Genomic DNA, 20116 nt, shown 5'->3' with positions numbered 1-20116 from the left:
GCCACGCATGGACTGGGACGCGGAAGGGCTCCTGGAGGGCCTCGAGGACGACGCCGCACGCGAGGCGCGCATGCGCCTGCTCGACGAGCTGCATAAGAGCGGGATGGACCTCGAGGAGCTGCGGCGCACCGTCGCCGAGGACAAGCTCGTGCTCGCGCCGGTCGCCCGCGCGCTCAGTTCCGAGGCCCGCTACACGGCGCGTGAGATCGCCGAGCGGACCGGCATCGGCCTCGAGTTCCTCACCGCCAGCCGCCGCGCGCTGGGCCTGCCGGTCGCCGACCCGGACGAGCGCGTCTACGGCGACACCGACCTCGAGGCCGCCGAGCTCGGCTCGTTCCACCGCCAGACGGGGTTCGACGACGAGGACGCGCTCGAGGTCGCGCGCGTGCTCGGCCAGGGGATGGCGCGCTACGCCGAGGCCACCCGTGCGCTGGTCGGCCGCACCTTCATCGAGCCGGGCCTGGACGAGCACGAGCTCGCCCACCGCTACCGCGTCGTCGCCGAGCAGCTGATGCCGCTCGCCGGCCCGTGGCTCGAGCACGTGTTCGCGCTGCACCTCCAGCAGGTCCTGCGCTCGGACGCACTCACCCACGAGCAGCGCCGCGCCGGCAAGCTCGACGACACGCAGGAGGCCGTGATCGCCTTCGCCGACCTCGTCGGCTTCACCGCGCTGGGCGAGAGCGTGCCGGTGGAGGAGCTCGGCAGCGTCGCCGGGCGCCTGAACACGCTCGCGGTCGACGCGCTCGAGCCGCCGGTCAAGATCGTCAAGCTGATCGGCGACGCGGTGATGCTCGTCTCGCCCGAGCCGGAGCCGATGCTCGACGTCGTGCTGCGGCTCGTCGAGGCCGCCGCCGAGGACGAGGCCTACCCGCCGCTGCGGGCCGGGATCGCCAGCGGCCAGGCGGTCCACCGCTGGGGCGACTGGTTCGGCACGCCGGTCAACCTCGCGAGCCGCCTGACGACCCGCGCCCGTCCGTCGACGGTCCTCGTCGCCGAGGAGGTCAAAGCCGCCGTGGACGGCCGGTTCGAGTTCTCCGACGCCGGGCGCAAGAAGCTCAAGGGCTTCTCGGCGCCCGTGCGCGCGTACCGGGCTAGAAGGTTCGACGGTTGAGCGCCAGCAGCGCCTGCGCCGACACCCACACCGGCGTCTGGCGCCCGGTGCGCGAGTAGCGCACGAGCCCGTTCGCCTCGGTCAGCGAGCGGATGTACGACTGCCCCTTCTTGACCGCGCCCGCATGGCCGCCGACCGCGACGAGCCCCTGCACGGCGTACGCCGTCGACTGCGAGTTCGCGGCGCCGCCGCGCGAGAGCGGGAAGCCGCCGTTGGCCTGCTGCTGGCGGGCGAGGAACGTCGCGCCGCGGCGGGCCGCGGCCGTCCGCCCGGCGAGCTTGAGCGCCTGCACGGCGGTCGCGGTGTCGTCGATGCCGCTCGCCCCGCGCCCGCCGACGTTGAAGCCGCCGTCGGAGTTCTGGTGGCGTTCGATCCAGCGCGCGGCGCTCGCCACGGTCTTCGGGCTCGCGCCTGAGCGCCGCAGCGCGAAGATCGCGAACGACGTGTAGCTCACGTAGCCGTCGAAGGACCCGTCGGAGCGGCGGTGGCGGAGGATGTCCTTGAGCAGGTTTCGCCCGCCGAACTTGCGCGGGTCCTGCCCGGCGGCGCGGACCACGAGCACGGTGCGCTCGACGTCGCCGATCGCGGTCAGCGAGCCGAGCCCGCGCTTGATGTAGCCGAGCGCCGCGGGTCCGGGCTTGGTGCCGGTCGCGGCGAGCCCGAGCAGCGCCCAGCCCGTCGCCAGTTGCGAGGAGCCGCCGGACTGGGTCATGCCGAAGCCGCCGTCGGAGTTCTGGGCGCCGCGGACATAGTCGGCGGTCGAGGCGGCGCTGGCAGGAGCGGCGAGCGCGAGGCCGACCACAAGGGTCAGGAATGTCAGACGAAGCAAGGAATCGAGGGTAGTTGGTTGCGGATATGAACATCCAGTGAAAACATCCGGCGCGGCGGGGCCCGCCGGCAGTGGCATTTGGAGGGCGAAACTGGGGGGTGGGAACGATGCGCATGCGCATTCGTTTGCTGGTGCTCGCGTTAGCCGCGACGGTGGTCAGCCCGGCCGCGGCTCAACAGCGTTCTCCGTTGGAGACGCCGGACGCGGTCCAGCAGGTACGTGTGCACGTGGACGGTGCGGTGGCGCTCTCGAAGCTCGAGAGCGAAGGCTTCGACTTCTCCGGCGGGCTCGTGCGGGTGCCGACGGGGATCGAGGTCGACGCGATCGTCACCGATCAGCAGGAGCTCGACCTGATCGCGCGCGGGGCGCGGATCGTCGAGCAAGGACAGGAATTCACGTGGCGGACCGTCAAGGCCAAGACGCTGACGTTGCCGCGGCCGGCGGACCCGACGGTGCGGATCGTCCGCGCCGACTGGTTCACCACGAAGGGCCAGGGCTTCCTCTACGTCGAGGCCCGCACGACACAGGGGTCGCAGACCACGCCGATCGTCGGCATGACGCTCGAGAACGACCAGGGCCCGGGCACCGAGTTCATCTCGGCGCGCGCGATGAGCCGCTTCGTCGACTCCGGCGTCTACATGTTCCACCGCAACCTCTTCAAGCTCGCGACGCGGCCGGACATGATCCGCGTCAGCTCGAGCACCGGCGGGGTGGCCACGGGCAAGGTCTCCAACTGGCTGCAGGACGTGACGCCGCTGACGGCGACGCCCGGCTACCAGTCCGACTTCGTCGACGACTACAAGACGCCGCAGCAGGTCTACGCGCGCTTCGAGCAGATCGCGCAGCAGTACCCGGACATCGCCGAGATCGTCCCGCTCAAGAACAAGACCAACGGCTACCAGCGCAAGGCGCAGGCGACGATCGGCGGGACCGGCCAGGCCGCGGTGGTCATGAGCTCCGCCGCGTGGGGCCATGAGGGCGGCAACGACATCACGGTCGAGTTCGTCAACCGGCCCGGCGCCGACCTGCCGCTGAGCGTCGAGATCAACGGCAAGGCGATCCGCGTGCTGCTGGCCAAGAACGCGGCGGGCGCGCTCGCCTCGACCGCGGCGCAGGTCGCGGCCGCCCTGGAGACCCAGTCACAGGGCCTCATCGATCGCGCACACCCGTACCGGACCAACGCGGGCACGGGCGTCGTGCAGGCGGCGGCGCCGACCGCGCTGACGGACTTCCTCGATCAGAAGCGCACCGGCGCGCCCGCGGGTGACCCGCCGCGGGGCCCGTACTCCGTCCGCGCGCTGCGGATCGGCAAGTTCCGCGACGGCTCCAAGCCCGGCGTGCTGATCCAGGCCAACGATCACGCGCGCGAGTGGGTGCCGATCACGATCACGCTCGAGACCGCCGAGCGGCTCGTGCGCAACTACGCCACCGATCCCGAGACCAAGAAGATCGTCGACACCACCGACCTCTTCCTGATCCCGTCCAACAACCCGGACGGCGCGAACTACTCCTTCTACAACTTCGCCTCGCAGCGGCGGAACATGACCAACCACTGCCCGGACGACAACGCCGATCCGGCGCGGCGCAACGCGTGGGGCGTCGATCTGAACCGCAACTACAGCGTGGCGTCCGGCTTCGACGGCTACGACGGCGCCTCGACGAGCTGCATCAGCGACACGTTCCAGGGCCCGGCCGAGCTCTCCGAGCCCGAGTCGCAGAACATCATCGACCTCGTCCAGCGCAACCGGAACATCAAGTTCATGATGTCCGTGCACTCCAACGGCGGGCAGCTGTTCTGGCAGCCGGGCGCGTACATCGCCAACGGCCGCATCACCACGCCGCGGCCGCCGCTCGGCCACGAGGCGTTCTACTGGCAGTCCGCCAACCGCATCCTCTCGCAGGTGCGCGCGTCGCGGCAGACCGTGGTCACGCCCGAGAACGTCGGCGGCTCGTCCGACGTGCTCTATTCGAGCGCCGGCAACGTGCGCGAGGAGCTGTACTTCAACTACGGCGTCTACGCGTTCGGCTGGGAGGTCGGCGGCTCGGTCTACAACCCGGCGACCGGCAACTTCCAGGACGGCTCGTTCCAGCCGCCGTGGGTCGCTGGCGGGCTCGTCTCCGGCCACGACGAGACGATGGAGTACGCCAACGGCGTGATCGAGATGTTCCGGATCGCCTCCGACTGGGGCGCGGACAAGACGCCGGCGACGACCTCGCTCCTGAACGCGGGTCAGTCGGACTCGCCGAAGGGCGTGCGCTTCGACACCTCGGAGCCCGCGACGATCTACTACACGACCGACGGGACCACGCCGACGCTGAACTCGCCGCGGTACAAGGAGACCGAGTTCCGCGAGCCGGGGGAGACCCTGTGGGTCGAGCAGACGACCACGTTCAAGTGGTTCTCGGTCGACGCGGCGGGCAACCTCGAGCCGGTGCGCACGCAGGACGTCGCGATCGGTGAGACCAGCACGCCGAGCGGCACGGTCCCGGCGACGCTGGCGCTGACGCTCGGCGCGCCGGCGAACTTCGGCGCGTTCACGCCCGGCGTGGGGAAGGACTACACGGCCACGACATCCGCGAACGTCATCTCGACCGCGGGCGACGCGGCGCTGACGGTGTCCGATCCCGGCCGCCTGGCGAACGGCCCGTTCACCCTGCCGCAACCGCTGGTGGTGGAGCTCTCGAAGGCGAGCTGGACGGCGCCGGTGTCCAACGACCCGGTGACGATCACGTTCAAGCAGCGGGTCAACGCGAACGACGCGCTGCGGACGGGCACGTACTCGAAGACGCTGACGTTCACCTTGAGCACCACGACGCCCTGAGCGCGCGAGGGCGTCGGGGATTTTCCCCGCCGCCCCACCGCTCGTCTGTACGGTTGGGCGGTGACTCGGACGTTCGAGCGCGAGCGGGAACCGGACGAGACCAAGCAGCCGGTCGCGCCGCAGGCGGCGCGTGTGCCCCCGGTGCTCGCGCTCCAGCGCTCGGCGGGCAACCAGGCGGTCACGCGCGCGCTGCTGCAGCGCTCCGCGCCCGACCCGCCCGCGGGGGTCACGCTGCCCGCCGATCCGCTGCCCGCGGGGGCGAACGTCACCGACCCGGACAAGTCGCGGGTCGCGCCCGACGCCTCGCTCCCGGGCGGGTGGAGCGACAAGAGCGGCGCGCAGTCGTCGGGAACGGTCGGCGGCGTCGACCGGATCCTGCTCGAGGGCATGCCCGGCAACCAGAGCCAGCAGCCCAACTCCTCGGGCGCGCCGACGCATGGCGGCGACGTGTCGGACACGGCCGGGACCGGCGCGGGGCTGAAGGGCCGCGCGATCGCGATCGTCCCGCGGGCGATGAAGGCGGCGCCCGGTGGGGAGGTCACGGTCGTCGTGCACCTGCACGGCATCGGCAAGGCGCTGCGCGAGCGCAACGACAACCCGCGCGACGTCCAGCACTACGAGATCGAGCAGCAGCTCGACGCGTTCGTCACCGCGCGCCCTGGGGCGAAGATCGTCGCGCTGTTGCCGATCGGCATCCAGACCGAGGGCAAGACCAAGGACGACAAGACCGTCTACGGCGTCAGCTTCGGCAACTTCGACACCGACGCGTTCGTCAAGGCGGCGTTCGCCGGGCTGGCGGGCGAGCTGCCGTCGGGGTCGACGCCCGGCGACGTGATCATGAGCGCGCACTCGGGCGGCGGGCTCCCGCTCGGCGGGATGCTGTCGAGCGGCAAGGGCCTGCCGGCGCGGCTGAAGGGCGTCTTCCTGTTCGAGGCGCTGCACGGCGACGTCGACAACTACGCGACCTTCGTCACCGGCCGTCTGGAGGCCGACCTGAAGGCGCTTGAGGCTGAGCGCGGCAAGGGCGCGAGCGACGCCGACACCTTCAAGGCCCAGGCCGCGTACCTCCAGGGCGCCCTGCACGTCGTCGCGTTCGGCGGGTTCGGCGGCTACAAGGACCGCACGCTGTCGGTGCGGACCAAGATCCTCGAGTGGTGGCAGCGCAACGCGAAGCGGCTGACCGCGGCGGCGAACGGCCACTCCGCGCTGCTGGACACGTTGTGGGCGCACTACCAGGCGCAGTTCTTCCCGGGCTCGACGCACGAGAACGCGCTCGCCACCTCCGCCAACAACCTGGGCCGCGCGCTCGCGTCGCTGGAGAAGGCGGGCGCGCTCGCCCCGGCGGCCGGTGCGACCGTCTCGCCCAAGCTCGCCCGCGCGCCGTGGGACCTCTCGCAAGACCCGGTCGTCGTGGTCAAGGCCGACGAGAAGAAGAAGCGCTCGGCGGTCAGCGCCGCGCCGTCGGACTTCGTCCCCGCGATCATCGCCGACGCGGGCGTGCCCGCCGACTGGCTGTCGAACTTCCAGTCGACGACGTTCCTCGGCAAGACCGTCGCCGAGCCGATCCACGCCGATCTCGTCGCGCACCTGAAGACCGTCGAGGCGTCGTTCGCGACCAAGTACGGCGGCGGCAAGCCGGAGGAGGCGGGCAAGGCGCTCGGGCTGAAGGAGAGCATCATCGGCTCGCGCCACGCGCCCACCAGCGCGGCGCTCTCGATGCACCTGTTCGGGCTCGCGCTGGACATCAACTACACGACCAACCCGTTCATCTCGGCGTCGGCCAACGACGTGTTCGCCCGCGCCAACAAGCAGCTCGGCCGCTCGGTCAAGGGCTTCCGCAACGGCATGAGCTACGACGACCTGGCCGAGCTCGACAAGCTGCTCGAGGACTACTTCGCGCTGCTCAAGGACGAGTCGACCGCCGCGGACGTCAAGAAGAAGATCCAGGCCGACCTCGATTTCGTGACGACGAAATGGGAGCGCAAGCAGCCGGCGCAGAAGGCGGCGATCGAGGCGGGCGGGCTGCTGGACCTCGACAAGCGCCTGGTCGAGGAGATCGGCCTCGACTGGGGCGCATCGTACGGCGACGTCATGCACTTCGACATGCGCAACAAGGGCAACGGCGCGAAGATCCACGCCGCGCTCGAGCGGTACAAGTCCAAGAAGGAAGGCGAAGGCGAGGCGCAGTACGCCAAGGACCACCCGGAGCCCGCCAAGTGACCCCCTGGCGCACTCGTCGCGCCTGTTGTCCGCGACATGCTCAGCACCGGACGCCGCGCCCTTGCGCTCGCCAGCCTCCTTGTCGCGGTTTCGCCCGTCGTCGAGCGACGGCGAGACGCTGCGCGCGCCGCGGCACCATCCATGACCTGCGGCTCAAGCGCGTCCCGGTCTCCGCGCCGAGCTTCTGCACCATCTGGCAGCGTCGCTGAAGAGGCCGAGCTTGCCGACCAACGCGCAGATCTTCGATTAGGCGGTGGTCGGGCGGGTGAGCGCCTTCACGAAGTCCTCGAGCTGGCGGGTCGTCCAGCACTCGTAGGCCTCGCAGAACGGCGTGTAGGCGCTGATCACGCTGTCGCCGTAGTTCCAGTAGAGCTTCGGCTCCGGGTTCAGCCAGAACGTGCGGCCGGCCTTCTCGGCGATCGTGGCGAAGATGTCCGCGCGCGGGTCGCGGCCGTTGGTGCGGGCGTCGCCGAGGACGATCACGGTCGCGCGCGGGTGCAGGTCGTCCTCGACCGATTGCAGGAACTCGCGCCAGACGCGGCCGTAGTCCGTGTAGCCCGAGACGTCGGCGACGCCGGCGTCCTTGGAGATCGCGTCGTTGACGGCCTTGAAGGAGCGCTCGCGCTCGAAGACGTCGGTGACCTCGGAGATGCGCTCAACGAAGACGAAGCTGCGCATCTTGCGGAAGCTGTCGTGAAGGGCGTGGAGCACTGAGAGGAAGAAGACGCTCGCGCTCGTCACGCTCGTGGACACGTCGCAGAGGACGTAGAGCTCCGGGCGTCTTGGCCGCTTGGGCTTGTACTTCAGGACGACGGGGACGCCGCCCGTCTCGAGGCTGGCGCGCATCGTCTTGCGTACGTCGACGTGGGCGTGGCGGGTGTGGCCGCGGGCCTGGTGGCCCTGGCTCGCCAGGCGCCGCTTGAGCTGCATCACGACCTTGTGCACCGCGGCGAGGTCCTGGGCGGGGCCGGAGGGGAGCGCGCGGTCGAGCTCGTTGAGCGGACGGGAGGGCGGGAGCGCCTGGGTGCGCTCGATCTGCGCGCGCTCGAGCTCGCGCCGCAGGTGCGCCTCGAACTTGCGGATCTGGTCGCGGGTCAGCGGCAGCTCCTGCGGAGCGCCCTCGCCCTTGACCAGGCCGGATGGCTCGGACTTCAGCCCCAGGGCCCTTCTTATCCGCTGGACGTCGACGCCGAGGACGCCGGAGCCCTCGCCACGGCGGCCGAAGGCGGCGATCGCGAGGCGGGCGAGGTCTCGCAGCGCGGCCTCGTCGCCCGCCCGGATCGCTTCGAGGATCTGCTCGCGCAGGGCGTCGAAGTCGATCCGGTCCCCGGTCTCGGCGCCGCGCGCCTGGGCGTCGGCCTCACCGATCCCGGCCTCGAGCGCGGCGCCCTCGGTGGCGCGGAAGAAGTAGCGATCGAAGACGAGGTCGAAGACGCGGCGGTCGTCCGGCGACTTCGCCAGCGTCGCCGCCAGTGCTTCCTTGAACGGCGTCGGGCGGGTCCACTCGACCTCTCCGAGCGCCGCGAACGCGTCGTTGAGCTCTGACGTGCCGACCGCCACGCCCTCGCGTCTGAGCGCGTCGGCGAAGCCGATGACGTGGGTCGATATCACCGCAACCACACCCGGGATGCCTGAAACCTGCGCACGATCCCTAGGCTGCCGTGGGCCAGGCTCCTAAGCGGCAAGGCGGACGCCGACCCGTTCCGCAACGGTGTCGAGGTCCGTGCGGTGCTTGACGATGATCGACAGCGTGTCGCGGAACGTCTTCTGGTCGATGTCGTTTGCGCCGAGCAGCAGCAGCGCGCGCGCCCAGTCGATCGACTCGGCGATCGACGGCGGCTTCTTGAGGTCGAGCTCGCGCACCATCGCCACGACCTCGACGAGCCGCTGCGCGACGGTCTCCGGGAGGCCGGGCGCGTGCAGGTGGACGATCTCGAGCTCACGCTCGGGCGTGGGGTAGTCCAGCCACAGGTAGAGGCAGCGGCGCTTGAGCGCCTCGGTCAGCTCGCGCGAGTTGTTCGACGTGAGCAGCACGACCGGGTGGGTGCGCGCCTCGATGCGGCCGAGCTCGGGGATCGAGATCTGGAAGTCGGAGAGCAGCTCGAGCAGCATCGCCTCGAACTCCTGGTCGGTCTTGTCGATCTCGTCGATCAGCAGGACGACCGGCTCTGGGCTCCTGATGGCGGTGAGCAGCGGGCGGGTGAGCAGGAACTCCTCGCCGAAGATGTCGTCCTGCACCGCCTGCCAGCCCGTGCCCTCGGCCTCGGCCTGGATGCGCAGCAGCTGCTTGCGGTAGTTCCACTCGTACAGCGCCTTCGCCTCGTCCAGGCCCTCGTAGCACTGCAGGCGCACGAGCTCTCGGTCGAGGTACTTCGCCAAGGCCTTGGCGAGCTCGGTCTTGCCGACGCCGGCGGGACCTTCCACCAGCACCGGCTTGCCGAGGCGGGCGGCGAGATAGGAGACGAGCGCCGTCGACTCCCCGGGGAGGTAGCCGACGCCCTGCAGGCCGTCGGCGACTTCGTCGACGGACGCGGGGACGACGGGATCGCTCATCGGGTTGAGTCTAGGAGGCGGGTGCAGAGGTCCGCGTGCGCGTCGGCCAGCTCCGCGCAGCTGAGCCGCCGGACGCCGCGCAGGTACGAGAACATCGTCGCCCGCAGCGGGGCGAGGATCACGTCGGCGAGGAACTCGGACCGATCGCCGAGGCCCGCCTCGCGCAGCAGCATCGTGACGTGGGTGCGGTAGAAGACGTAGGGCGAGCTCTCGAGCTGGCCGTCGAGCGAGTTCTCGGCAAGGCGCAGCAGCTCGCCGTGGCGGCTGAGGAACTCGATGTAGGCGCGGCCGAAGGCCAGCAGGCGCTCGAGTGGGGGCGCGCCCGGGCCGAGCGGTGCCGCCCCGCGGATCATCTCGTCCTGCAGGCGCGACTCGGTCTCCGACACGAGCGCGCGCACGAGGCCCGCGCGGTCGCCGAAACGCCGGAACAGCGTCCCCTTGCCCACGCCCGCCTCCGCGGCGACGGCGTCCATCGTCACGCAGTCGGGGCTGCCGCCGTTGAACAGCCGCTCCGCCGCCGCGAGGACCTTCCGGCGGTTCTCCGCCGCATCCGCCCGCTCCGGCCGCTCGCCGCCCGCCAACGGCAACGCCCCGCCCGCCATCGGCAGCGCGCTCACGCCGACCACCGCTCGCGCGCCCGCGCGTCTTCGCGCCGCGCTGCGGCGGCTGCTCGGGCGGTGTCGGGGGCGGTTGTCATGAGAACAACTATAGCTAAGTGGACCGTAGTCCGATCAGGTGCTACAGTACCTGCATCAAGCGGACCACGGTCCGGATACGAGCCAGAAGGACACCCCAACCCCATGAGCGCCATCACCTCCACCACCCCGATCCCCGCCGGCACGACGTGGGCGGTCGACAAGGTCCACTCCAACGTGGGCTTCGCCGTCAAGCACATGGTCGTCTCGACGTTCCGGGGCCGTTTTGAGGACTACGACGCGACCCTCACCGCCAACGAGGACGGCACCCTGCGCCTCGAGGGCCGCGTGTCCGCCGACTCGATCTCGGTCAAGGACGAGAACCTCGCCGCCCATCTGAAGGCGCCGGACTTCTTCGACACCGAGCGTCACCCGTACGTCACCTTCTCCTCGACGCTGATCCGCGCCGAGGGCAACGCGCTGATCGTCGACGGTGAGCTGACCATCAAGGGCAACTCCCGCCCGATCGAGGCGCGCGGCACGATCTCCGAGCCGGCCGTCACCTTCGGCGACGTCGAGAAGGTCGGCATCGAGCTCGAGGCGATCGTCGACCGCACCGAGTACGGCCTCGACTGGAACGCCCCGCTCCCCAAGGGCGGCTTCGCGCTCGCCAACGAGGTCAAGCTGGTCGTCGAGCTCGAGCTGGCGAAGGCCTAACGAGCGATGAAGGTTCTCGGTCTCTCCGGCAGCCTGCGCGCCGGCTCCCACAACTCCAAGCTCCTCCGGGCGGCGGGCGACCTGCTGCCCGGGGAGGCCGAGCTCGTCGAGTTCGATGGGCTCAAGCTGATCCCGCCGTTCGACGAGGACGACGAGCACACCCGCCCCGACGAGGTCCAGGCGCTCTTCGACGCCATCGCCGAAGCCGACGCCGTCCTGGTCTCCACGCCCGAGTACAACCACTCGATCCCGGGCCAGCTCAAGAACGCCCTCGACTGGCTCTCGCGCCCGCTGGCGGACTCGCCGCTGCGCAACAAGCCCGCCGCGGTCGTCGGCGCCTCCACCGGCCTCTTCGGCGCGGTCTGGGCGCAGGCCGAGGCCCGCAAGGTCCTCTCCGCGATCGGCGCCCGCGTCATCGACCGCGAGCTGCCGGTCGGCATGGCCGACGACGCCTTCCACCCGCACGGCGCCCTCGTCGACGAGGACCTGTCACTGGCCCTCGCCGGCATTCTCGAAGAGCTGCGCGCCGAGACGCGCGACCGCGTCGCGGTGTAACTGCAGAACCTAAAGGGGCCTGGCCCCTTTAGGTTTTCGCGCGTGCGGATCCGCGAGAACGTCTGGACCGTCTGGCGCGAGAAGGTCGCCGACGCCGGCGCAACGTGGAGCATGCTGCTCCTCTTCGTACCCGACGACGGCGATCTCGCCGAGGCCCAACGGGCCATGCGGGCGGCAGTTCGGGCGGTCGCGAAGCCGTTTGACGAGACCTTCGGCGAATGGGACGTCTTCGACCTGGCGCTGCCGGCGATCGCGGACCGGCTGACGGTCGACGGGACGGTGTCGGTGTTCGCGCCGCGCGATCCCTATGTGCTCCCTTGGCGGGCGGCGATGCTGGCGGTCCGGGTGTGCGTCCGCGGCGAGCGGGAGAGTAAGGCGAACCGCTGGTACCGCTGGCATCCGGACCCGGAAGCACACCGCGCGGTGGTCGCGCACGCGGTCGAGTGGGCCCGGTTCGACGGCGCCGCGGACCGCTGCTCGCTCCGGGTCGACGCGGGCCTCTTCGACGTCGAGCCCGGCGAGCAGGTCGCCGATCGCGGGTCGCACCCAGAGGTGATGGCCTGCCGGGGGGCGGCGTTCCGGGGCATGGCGGCGATCCCGTTCTCCGGGCGGTGGATCTGATCGTCGGGACGGAGGACGAGACGCCCGACTGGTGGCAGGCGACGCTCAGCGAGTTGGCCGCCTTCCTGGAACGCCACGCCGGGCGGCTCGCGTACGGACGCGTGTGGCGCGGACGCTCACCAGGTGAGACGTTGCGCGTACAGGGGATGGTCGGAGCCGACTGGCCGGATCGCCGCTCAAAGCACCGCGGCCGCGGATTCTCCAAGGAAGCGTTCGAGGCGGTGCTCGCGCCGGATGCGTTCGGCGTCCAACTGCTCGGACCGGGCTACGCCGGCCGCGTCCCCGTCGGCCCACGCTGGCGCGGGCGGCCGGCGGGCGAGAACGCCGTCCTGCTCGAGCACGTCGACCCCGCCGCGTGGTTCGCGGCGCCGTTCGAGACGCAATGGACCCACTGGGGTCCGGGCAAGCCCGTTCCCCCCGAGGTTCCGGTGCCGGCGGTGCTGGCCGAAGCCCGCGCGGACCTCGCGTCGATCCTGGAAGGTCCGGGCGCGTGGGCGAGGGCGGGTTTCCCCGCCCTCGAGCGCGACGGCTAGCGCGCCAGGTCGAGCTGTTCGGTGAGGCGGGAGAGCTTCTCGGAGTGATCCGAGAGCTGCGCGACCGATGCGACGATCTCCTGCGTGGAGGCGTTGGTCTGCTGCGTCGTCGCCGACATCTGCTCGGCGGACGCGGCGGTCTCCTCGGCGTTGGTGGCGATGTCCGCGGTCAGCTTGGACATGCCGTCGAGCTCGACGGTGATCAGGCCGACGGCGCCGTCGATCTCCTCGAGGGTCGCCTTGGCGCGGGAGAAGCCTTCGGTGCCGACCTGGGTCTGGTCGGCGGCGTTGCGGACGAGCTGGACGGCCTGGTCGGTCTCGGACTGGATGCCCGCGATCAGCTCGCCGGCGTCGGCGGCGGACTTGCCGGCGCGCTCGGCCAGCTGGCGGACCTCGTCGGCGACGACCGCGAAGCCCTTGCCGCGCTCGCCGGCGCGTGCGGCCTCGATGGCGGCGTTGAGCGCGAGCAGGTTGGTCTGGCGGGCGATGTCGTGGATCGCCTCGACGATGCCGCCGACCTGCTGGGAGCGGCCGGCCAGCGCGGTGATCGCGGTGGCGGCCTCATCGATGCGCTCGCGCGCGTCGTTGAGGGCGGCGGTGGCGCCCATCGCGGCGTCGATGCCGGTGCGGCTGTGCTCGGTCGCGGTCGCGGCGGCGCTGGAGGCCTGATCGACGAAGTTGCGGCCCTGGACGGCGACGTCGGCCTGGCGGGCGGACGCCTCGGCGACCCGCGACGCGCTCTCGGCCATCTCGTTGATCGCCTGGCCGGTCTCGGACAGGCGCACGTTCATGGTCGAGCACATGTCCTGGACCTCGAAGGTCGAGGCGCCGAAGGTCTGCAGGGTCTCGTGCATCGTGGTGCGCACGGCGCCGAAGAGGTCGGAGATGTCGCGGCCCGGGCCGGCCTGGCCCATCATCTTCAGGTTCACGCCCATCGACGCGAACGTGTCGTAGTAGAAGGACTCGACGATCGCCTGCGAGTCGTAGTTGAAGATGCGGCTCAGCGCGCGCTCGGCGGCGGCCAGCACCGCGAAGTCGATGCCCTCGCCCTTGCGGCCGAACCCCTTCTTGACCACCCGCGCCGGCTCCGGCACGTCGGCGAGCATCGCGTCGTGGACGAGGTCGATGAAGACGGGGTAGGTGCCGAGGAACCACTTCAGCGGCAGGTTGATCTTCGAGTGCAGGGCGCCGACGCCCAGCAGGCCCTCGAAGTACTTGACCCCGAAGCCGCCCGGCTTGGCGGCCTCCTTGAAGATGTCCTTGAAGTGCCCGGCCTGGGCGGAGCCCCAGCCCTTCTTGAGCCCTTCGAGCGGAATGCCCTTCCCGTTCGCGTACTCGCGCAGGAAGCCGCCGGCGGGCCCGGCCGTGAACGTGTGCTCGGCGAGGGCCTTGCCGATCTCGTCGGCGTTGCGGTCCGCCCACGCCTGCATTCCGGCGAGGAGCTCGAACTCGGCGGCGGTCATACGCATATAGGAGCGACGCAGCTCTAGCCCGCGCTCGTCGATCTGGTAGATGGAAGCGGCAGACTGGGTCACGCCCCCCTCATCGGCCGATCGGCCGATGAGCTATAGGCCGCCTAACGGGGCGGGTCGTCCTCCCAGAGCGGCGGCGTGTCCTCAGGCCGCCGCTGGCGCCGGGTCGGGGCGTCCGCGGGATCTTCGGGTAAACGCGTGGTCTTGGCGCGCGAGGGATCGTCGAAGAGGCGCTCGGTGCGCGCATCCGCGGGGTCGGGAAGCCGTGTCGTCGTACTTTCGTCCAGGCGCGTGGTCTGCTCTTCCCACGTCGGCCGCTCGCGCAGCATCTCGGTGACCGCGGTGGCGTCGCGCGGGCGCCGGTCGGGCCGCCGGTCGGGCTCCCGCTGCGGGGGAGCGACCCAGCCCGTGTCGTCCGCCGCCGGGTTCGGCGGCTCGGGAGCGTGAGCGGCGCGGACACGCGCGCCCGCGGCGATCAGCAGCCCCGCGGCCAGCAGCGCGCCGAAGATCCCCCACTGGATGCCCATCGTCGCGCCCGCGCCCTGGATGCCGGGCTTGTCGAACAGCCGCCAGACGAGCAGCAGGACCGCCCACCCACCGGCCAGCGTGATCGCGACGCCGTCCCCGCCCGGCAGGTGGAACGCCTTCTCGCGCGAACGCGCCCAGACCAGGAACAGCACCGCGACCGCGACGAGCAGGACCGCGGCCTCTACGAACGTGAAGACCCCGAGAGCCCTGACGTTGGCCTGGACGACCTTGCCCGCCTGGAAGTACGACTTCTGATACCAGGGCAGCAGCTCCGACAACGCGAGCAGGATCGCCGCCAGGCCCGCCAGCTGCATCTCCTTTGAGACCTTGGACAGACTCACTGGATCGGGATGTCCTCCACCTCGCGCTCCGGCGCGGGCGGCGTGTCGAGGCGCTCGATCGTGTAGTCGAGCACCGCCCGGATCGCGATCAGCAGCTCGCGCAGCGCGTCGGCCAGCTGGCGGGCGAGCTCGGGCGGGAGCTGGCCGCGCAGGCCCTCGATCAGCCCGAGCAGGGCGCCCAGGTCCGGGAACGCGCTGCTCGATGGCGGCGGCGAGCCGGAGCTCCAGCCGTTCGGCGGCACGTCGCGCGCCGCCTCGTTGGCCGCCTGCTCGGCGCGCTCCTGCGCCTCGCGCACGAGCTTCTCCGCCGCCTCGTATGCCGCGCGGTCGGGCTCAGGCATCCTCGAACCCCACCACGAGCGACCCGCCCTCGAGCGTCGCCGACGTCGGCTTGAAGCCCGCCAGCGCGCCCGGCAGCACGATCGTCCGCTTGTGCCCGTCGACGCGGACGAGCAGCTCCAGCCCGATCTTCTTCAGCGACACGTCCCCACGCTCCGCGAACGGCAGATCCAGCCGCAGCGAGGCCGAACTGCCGTTCATCGACAGCTCCTGCGTCAGCCGGTCGTGGAGGATCGCCGCCGGGTCGGCTTCCGCGAAGATCGCGCCCGCCAGATCGTCCAGCCGCTCGGCCCCGATCACCTCGTTCGCGAAGTACGGCGCCTTGAGCACGGGGACGGCGAACGCGCTCGCGACCAGCGCCAGCTGCTCCTGCTGGACGGCGTGCCAGGCGCCGAAGTAGCCCTCCGACAGCTCATCCGGGAAGACGCGGTTCACGACCACCGCGTCGGTCAGGTACCCGTACAGGTTCAGGTACGTGTACGTGCGCATCGCCTCGGCGACGACCATCCGGTCCGGCGTCATCACCAGCCGCATCGACACCCGCGCGCCGTCGCGCAGCAGCTCGTGCATCGCCACCAGGTTGCCCACGAGGCGCTGGACCTCGGCGAGCACCTTCTCGTCGGGCAGCTGAACGTCGAGGAACATGCGCGCGAGCGGCCGCGCGGCGGACATCATCGACTGTTCCTTACCCAGGACCTTGTCCAGCCACCAGCGGGCGGCGTCGGGGAAGGACAGCAGGCGCAGCGTCTCGCCGGTCGGTGCGCAGTCGACCACGATGACGTCCCACTCGCCGGACTCGACGTGGCCCTTGAGCACCAGCAACGAGAAGAGCTCGTCGCCGCCGGGCGGGACGGTCAGCTCCTCGGCGGCGATCCGGTCCACGCCGCGCTCCACCAGCAGTGACCCGAGCCACTCCGAGACCGCGCTCCAGTGGACCTCGAGCTCGTCCTGCGCCTGGACCTGTTGTGCCTGGAGCTTCTTGCCCACCTTCGTCGGCGTGCCGCCGACGTCGGTCTGCAGCGCGTCGGCCAGCGAGTGGGCGGGATCGGTCGAGATCACCAGCGTGCGCAGGCCCGCGGCCGCGCAGCGGCGCGCGGTCGCTGCCGCCACCGACGTCTTCCCGACTCCGCCCTTGCCCGTGTAGAGGATGGTCCGCGGCCGCACGAACAATCCATACTACGGGCGCTTGGAGACCGTCACCTCACCGGACGCGCTCGTCTTGTTGTTGTTCAGATCGGTCGCGATGACGGTCAGCGTGTAGGCCCCGGTCTTCTTCGGCGCGGTCCAGTTGATCGTCTTGGTCCCGCGCCCCAGCACGCCCGGGTTGATCTGCGCCACGACCGTCTCGCCGCGCCGGACCGTGAGGTTGATCCGCGAGATCTTCGAGAGCTTGAAGCGCAGCTTCCCGGCCCTCTTGGCGACCAGCGAGCGCGGGAGGACCGACACGACCGGCGGCGTCGTCAGGTACTGGGTGAAGTGCTGCTCGGCGCTGCAGTACTGGACGGTCGCCGTGCGCTTGCACAGCTGGGTGAGGAAGTCGCGCAGCAGCTTGTGGTAGCCGAGGTCGGACTCGTAGGTCGTCGAGCCGCGGCTGTAGAGCGACCAGGCGCCGGTGTCGAAGGTCGGGACCTCCTTGCGGGCGGCGAGGTCGCCCGCGTCGAACAGCGCGCGCGCCGTCGCGTCCCCCGTCAGGGCGGCGAAGTCATAGAGGCCGACCAGCGACTGGACGAAGCCGTTGATGATGAAGAGGTTCGGCAGCCCGGAGTACTGCAGGTAGTGGGCGCCGTTCCCGTCCGGGACGCGCACGCCGGCGGGCGGGGGCGTCTCGAAGATCCCGAGCCCGCGCAGGGCGATCGGGAAGACGTCGGCCTGGCGCTGCAGGCGGGTCGCCGAGCGCGCGATCGCCTGCAGGCCCGTGCCCTGGGCGAGCGAGGACACCCACGGCGGGTTCTGCCCGTCGAACGGGAACAGGTACTCCCACGCGAGCCCGCCCGCGCGCTCGGTGGCCAGCGGCAGCGCCTCGTCGAGCAGCGCGCCCGCCCGCGCGTCGTAGCGCTTGCCGCCGCTCCAGTAGCCGTTGAGCTTGCCGAAGGTCCCCAGCCACTGGATCTGCAGCCCGTGGCCGGGGTAGAGCTGGTAGACGAGCTCCGAGCCGGGGAAGCTGATCCGCGCGCCCGCGTTGAGCAGCGGCTGCGATGCCCAGTACTCGCGGTTGCGCTGCAGCGTGAGGAACAGCGCCGGCAGCCGGCTCGGCTGGGAGAACGAGCCGCGCTCGGCCATCCCGTCGAGGTCGCGGATGACGCCGCCGAGCTCGACCTTGCGGCTCCCGGTCAGCTTCTTCTCCATCGCCTTCGCGTCGTCATAGATCGCCCGCTTGGCGGCGGCGTCGTCGGGCGTCAGCTTGCCTTCGGCGGCGAGCCGCTTGAGCTCTCCGGGGACCGTCAGGCGCTTCGCGGCGTCTGCGGTTCCGACGATCGAAACACTGCACAAAATCGTCGCAAAACCACAACAAAGACTGCGTCGTAGGCGCATTTCCCAATGCTAGGCTCGGCCGTGCCGATGACCCGCAGTCTCCGTTGCATCGTGCCGTTGGTCGCCGCGTTCGTGCTCGCTTCGTGCGGCTCCGACAGCAAGGACACCGCCGATCCGGCACAGCGCGCCAGCGCCACGTCGGACGTGAACGCGCTGTTGCGCACGACGTTCGCCAATGTCTCGAAGATGCAGTCGGCGACCGTCGACATGCAGCTCAAGATCGTGCCGCGCAAGTCCGGCGACGGCCCCGTCACCGCGCACCTGTCCGGCCCGTTCGCGACCCAGGGGCAGAACAAGCTGCCGAAGTTCGCCTTCACGGCCGAGCTGACGTCCGGCGGCCAGACGTTCAACGCGGGCGCGACCTACGACGGGTCCAAGGCGTACGTGGCGCTGATGGGCACGCCGTACGTGGTCTCCGACCTCGTGACCAGGCAGTTCGTCGCGGGCTACGAGCAGTCGCTCAAGACGCGGCAGAAGGCCCAGGGCGGCCTCGTGCTCGGCACCCTCGGCATCGACTTCACGAAGTGGCTGCCGAACGCCTCCAACGAGGGCGAGACCCAGGTCGGCGACGCGAAGACGATCAAGATCTCCGGCCAGGCCGACGTCAAGCAGGTCATCGCCGACCTCGAGAAGATCACCGAGAAGGCGTCGGCGCTCAACGTCCCGGGAGCGAGCGGCCGGCTGCCGCAGAAGCTCACGCCCGAGCAGAAGGCCGCGGCCGAGAACGCGATCAAGAACCTGACGGTCGAGGTCTACACCGGCGTCGACGACTCGATCCTGCGCCGGCTGGTGGTCAACGCCGACCTCCAGGACGCCGGCTCGAAGATCGACGCTGGCCTGTCGCTGGACGTGACGTTCACGAAGGTGGGTCAGGAGCAGACGATCACCGCTCCCTCCAACCCGAAGCCCTTCACAGAGTTGCTGAAGGCCGTCGACGCGGCCGGCCTGGCGAACCTCGGGCTCGGCGGCGCCGCCCCGGGCGGAGCGAGCGACTCCACGGTCCCGAACAGCTCGAAGACGCCCAACAACGTGGACAAGTACGCCACGTGCATCGAAGCGGCCAAGGGCGACGCGGCCAAGGCGCGCAAGTGCGCCGACCTGCTGTCCGGTTAAGGACTCACGCACCTCTCACCGACCGCGGTCCGTATCCTCCGCCGCGGTGAGCGACGCCAGCGCCTCCAAAACCGACCTGCGCTCGTTCCTTTTCAGCGGGCAGGGCTGGCCGTACCTGCTCGTCCCGTTCATCGTCATCGCGATCGTCCTCGACCAGCTCGAGGCGGACCCGATCATCGTGTTCTTCTCCTCCGCGCTCGGCGTCGTGCCGACCGCGGCGCTGATGGGCCGGGCGACGGAGGAGCTCGCGCACCGCGCCGGCCCGGGCATCGGCGGCCTGCTGAACGTCACCTTCGGCAACGCGCCTGAGCTGATCATCGCGCTCTTCGCCCTCAACAAAGGGCTCCAGGAGGTCGTCAAGGCCTCGATCATCGGCTCGATCCTCGGCAACCTGCTGCTGGTGATGGGCGCCGCCTTCCTGATCGGCGGCTGGGGGCGCGAGCGCAACAAGTTCGTGGCCGAGGCGGCGAGCGCGCAGGCGACGATGCTGCTGTTGGCCGTCACGGCGCTGCTGCTGCCGGCGATGTTCCTGCTCGCGCGCGGCGGCGAGCTGCCCCAGCTCTCCGACGAGGCGACGAACTTCCCGTCCAGCGTCGAGCACATGTCCTTCGCGGTCGCGATCGTCCTGCTGATGTCCTACTTCGCGGGGCTGTGGTTCTCGCTCAAGACCCACCGTGACGTGTTCAACCCGGACACCGAGGATGAGGACACCGCGGCGCACGCGTGGTCGATCAAGAAGAGCGTCGGGCTGCTCGCGGGCGCCGGCGTGGCGGTCGGCTTCATGTCCGAGATCCTCGTCGGCTCGATCGAGGAGGCGTCCGCCGGCATCGGCCTGTCGCCGTTCTTCGTCTCGCTGATCATCGTCGCGATCGTCGGCAACGCGGCCGAGCACTGGGTCGCGGTCTACTTCGCCGCCCGCAACAAGATGGACATCGCGATCGCCATCGCGATCGGCTCGAGCGCCCAGATCGCGCTGTTCGTGATGCCGGTGCTGGTGCTGCTGAGCTTCGTGCTCGGGCCGTTCCCGCTCTCGCTGGAGTTCAGCGGCCTGGAGCTGGGGGCGATCCTGCTCGCTGTGTTGATCGCGTCACACGTCTCCCAGGACGGCGAGTCGACGTGGTTCGAGGGCGTGCAGCTCCTCGCCGTCTACGTCGTCCTGGGCGTCGTCTTCTACTTCGTGTAGAGACCAGGGGCG

At 70.6% G+C, this 20116-nt stretch carries 18 protein-coding genes; 9 read left to right on the top strand and 9 right to left on the bottom strand.

What is annotated here, in order from left to right; translation table 11 throughout:
- Positions 1-7 precede the first annotated feature (7 nt).
- Positions 8-1111: an adenylate/guanylate cyclase domain-containing protein gene (locus G569_RS0120205; protein WP_028064769.1), complete on the top strand. Its 1104-nt coding sequence runs from the start codon at positions 8-10 to the stop codon at positions 1109-1111.
- Here G569_RS0120205 and G569_RS0120200 read toward each other — a convergent pair.
- Positions 1092-1940 (bottom strand): prenyltransferase/squalene oxidase repeat-containing protein, encoded by an 849-nt coding sequence (locus G569_RS0120200; protein WP_169542202.1) that lies wholly within the window; start codon positions 1938-1940, stop codon positions 1092-1094. The two genes, G569_RS0120205 and G569_RS0120200, sit on opposite strands and share 20 nt — an antisense overlap.
- A 113-nt stretch (positions 1941-2053) precedes the next feature.
- Between G569_RS0120200 and G569_RS50015 the strand changes: the two genes are divergently transcribed.
- Positions 2054-4762, top strand: coding sequence for a M14 family metallopeptidase (locus G569_RS50015; RefSeq protein WP_157592172.1), 2709 nt, complete (start codon positions 2054-2056; stop codon positions 4760-4762).
- A gap of 60 nt (positions 4763-4822) precedes the next feature.
- On the top strand, positions 4823-6982 hold the full coding sequence (locus tag G569_RS0120190) for a M15 family metallopeptidase (RefSeq protein ID WP_028064767.1): 2160 nt from the start codon (positions 4823-4825) through the stop codon (positions 6980-6982).
- Positions 6983-7228: 246 nt separating this feature from the next.
- On the opposite strand, the gene G569_RS0120185 is transcribed toward G569_RS0120190, so the two are convergent.
- From G569_RS0120185 to G569_RS50010, 3 genes are read right to left on the bottom strand one after another with little or no spacing between them, the layout of a single operon-like run.
- Entirely contained in the window at positions 7229-8602 is a 1374-nt protein-coding gene (locus G569_RS0120185) for a VWA domain-containing protein (RefSeq protein WP_245602519.1), read from the bottom strand.
- 54 nt (positions 8603-8656) lie between these two features.
- The gene (locus G569_RS0120180; RefSeq protein WP_028064765.1) at positions 8657-9535 is read right to left on the bottom strand and encodes an AAA family ATPase; all 879 of its coding nucleotides are present in this window, start codon (positions 9533-9535) and stop codon (positions 8657-8659) included.
- A complete protein-coding gene (locus G569_RS50010) occupies positions 9532-10152 on the bottom strand; it encodes a TetR/AcrR family transcriptional regulator (protein ID WP_157592171.1) in 621 nt (206 codons plus the stop codon). The genes G569_RS0120180 and G569_RS50010 overlap by 4 nt, the downstream gene beginning before the upstream one ends.
- A gap of 183 nt (positions 10153-10335) precedes the next feature.
- On the opposite strand from G569_RS50010, the gene G569_RS0120170 reads away from it, so the two are divergent.
- Genes G569_RS0120170 through G569_RS0120155 form a run of 4 tightly spaced genes read left to right on the top strand, consistent with a single transcriptional unit; the run spans position 10336 to position 12596 of the window.
- Complete coding sequence (locus tag G569_RS0120170) at positions 10336-10887, top strand: YceI family protein (protein ID WP_028064764.1); 552 nt, start codon at positions 10336-10338, stop codon at positions 10885-10887.
- Positions 10888-10893: 6 nt separating this feature from the next.
- Entirely contained in the window at positions 10894-11442 is a 549-nt protein-coding gene (locus tag G569_RS0120165; RefSeq protein WP_028064763.1) for an NADPH-dependent FMN reductase, read from the top strand.
- 42 nt (positions 11443-11484) lie between these two features.
- Positions 11485-12063, top strand: coding sequence for a hypothetical protein (locus tag G569_RS0120160; protein ID WP_028064762.1), 579 nt, complete (start codon positions 11485-11487; stop codon positions 12061-12063).
- On the top strand, positions 12054-12596 hold the full coding sequence (locus G569_RS0120155) for a hypothetical protein (RefSeq protein WP_028064761.1): 543 nt from the start codon (positions 12054-12056) through the stop codon (positions 12594-12596). The genes G569_RS0120160 and G569_RS0120155 overlap by 10 nt, the downstream gene beginning before the upstream one ends.
- Here G569_RS0120155 and G569_RS58480 read toward each other — a convergent pair.
- Genes G569_RS58480 through G569_RS0120130 form a run of 5 tightly spaced genes read right to left on the bottom strand, consistent with a single transcriptional unit; the run spans position 12593 to position 17766 of the window.
- The gene (locus G569_RS58480) at positions 12593-14131 is read right to left on the bottom strand and encodes a globin-coupled sensor protein (protein WP_157592170.1); all 1539 of its coding nucleotides are present in this window, start codon (positions 14129-14131) and stop codon (positions 12593-12595) included. The two genes, G569_RS0120155 and G569_RS58480, sit on opposite strands and share 4 nt — an antisense overlap.
- Before the next feature lie 41 nt (positions 14132-14172).
- Positions 14173-14937: a hypothetical protein gene (locus G569_RS0120145; RefSeq protein ID WP_157592169.1), complete on the bottom strand. Its 765-nt coding sequence runs from the start codon at positions 14935-14937 to the stop codon at positions 14173-14175.
- Positions 14934-15278: a hypothetical protein gene (locus G569_RS0120140; RefSeq protein WP_028064758.1), complete on the bottom strand. Its 345-nt coding sequence runs from the start codon at positions 15276-15278 to the stop codon at positions 14934-14936. Before G569_RS0120140 ends, G569_RS0120145 begins: the two co-directional genes overlap by 4 nt.
- The gene (locus tag G569_RS50000; protein WP_064750411.1) at positions 15271-16440 is read right to left on the bottom strand and encodes an ArsA family ATPase; all 1170 of its coding nucleotides are present in this window, start codon (positions 16438-16440) and stop codon (positions 15271-15273) included. The genes G569_RS0120140 and G569_RS50000 overlap by 8 nt, the downstream gene beginning before the upstream one ends.
- 12 nt (positions 16441-16452) lie before the next feature.
- Complete coding sequence (locus G569_RS0120130; protein WP_028064757.1) at positions 16453-17766, bottom strand: D-glucuronyl C5-epimerase family protein; 1314 nt, start codon at positions 17764-17766, stop codon at positions 16453-16455.
- A gap of 69 nt (positions 17767-17835) precedes the next feature.
- Between G569_RS0120130 and G569_RS0120125 the strand changes: the two genes are divergently transcribed.
- Positions 17836-18921: a hypothetical protein gene (locus tag G569_RS0120125; RefSeq protein WP_157592168.1), complete on the top strand. Its 1086-nt coding sequence runs from the start codon at positions 17836-17838 to the stop codon at positions 18919-18921.
- Positions 18922-18967: 46 nt separating this feature from the next.
- Positions 18968-20104 (top strand): calcium/proton exchanger, encoded by a 1137-nt coding sequence (gene cax, locus G569_RS0120120; RefSeq protein ID WP_053226701.1) that lies wholly within the window; start codon positions 18968-18970, stop codon positions 20102-20104.
- Positions 20105-20116: the final 12 nt, after the last annotated feature.

It is taken from the genome of Solirubrobacter soli DSM 22325 (genome assembly GCF_000423665.1).
GTDB classification, from domain to species: Bacteria; Actinomycetota; Thermoleophilia; order Solirubrobacterales; family Solirubrobacteraceae; genus Solirubrobacter; species Solirubrobacter soli.
This window is presented reverse-complemented; position numbering and strand designations above follow the sequence as displayed.

Coding starts and splice junctions, on each gene's coding strand:
- G569_RS0120140 (WP_028064758.1), bottom strand. CDS start 15,278: ATGCCTGAGCCCGACCGCGCGGCATACGAGGCGGCGGAGAAGCTCGTG.
- G569_RS0120165 (WP_028064763.1), top strand. CDS start 10,894: ATGAAGGTTCTCGGTCTCTCCGGCAGCCTGCGCGCCGGCTCCCACAAC.
- G569_RS0120125 (WP_157592168.1), top strand. CDS start 17,836: ATGACCCGCAGTCTCCGTTGCATCGTGCCGTTGGTCGCCGCGTTCGTG.
- G569_RS0120170 (WP_028064764.1), top strand. CDS start 10,336: ATGAGCGCCATCACCTCCACCACCCCGATCCCCGCCGGCACGACGTGG.
- G569_RS0120180 (WP_028064765.1), bottom strand. CDS start 9,535: ATGAGCGATCCCGTCGTCCCCGCGTCCGTCGACGAAGTCGCCGACGGC.
- G569_RS0120205 (WP_028064769.1), top strand. CDS start 8: ATGGACTGGGACGCGGAAGGGCTCCTGGAGGGCCTCGAGGACGACGCC.
- G569_RS50015 (WP_157592172.1), top strand. CDS start 2,054: ATGCGCATTCGTTTGCTGGTGCTCGCGTTAGCCGCGACGGTGGTCAGC.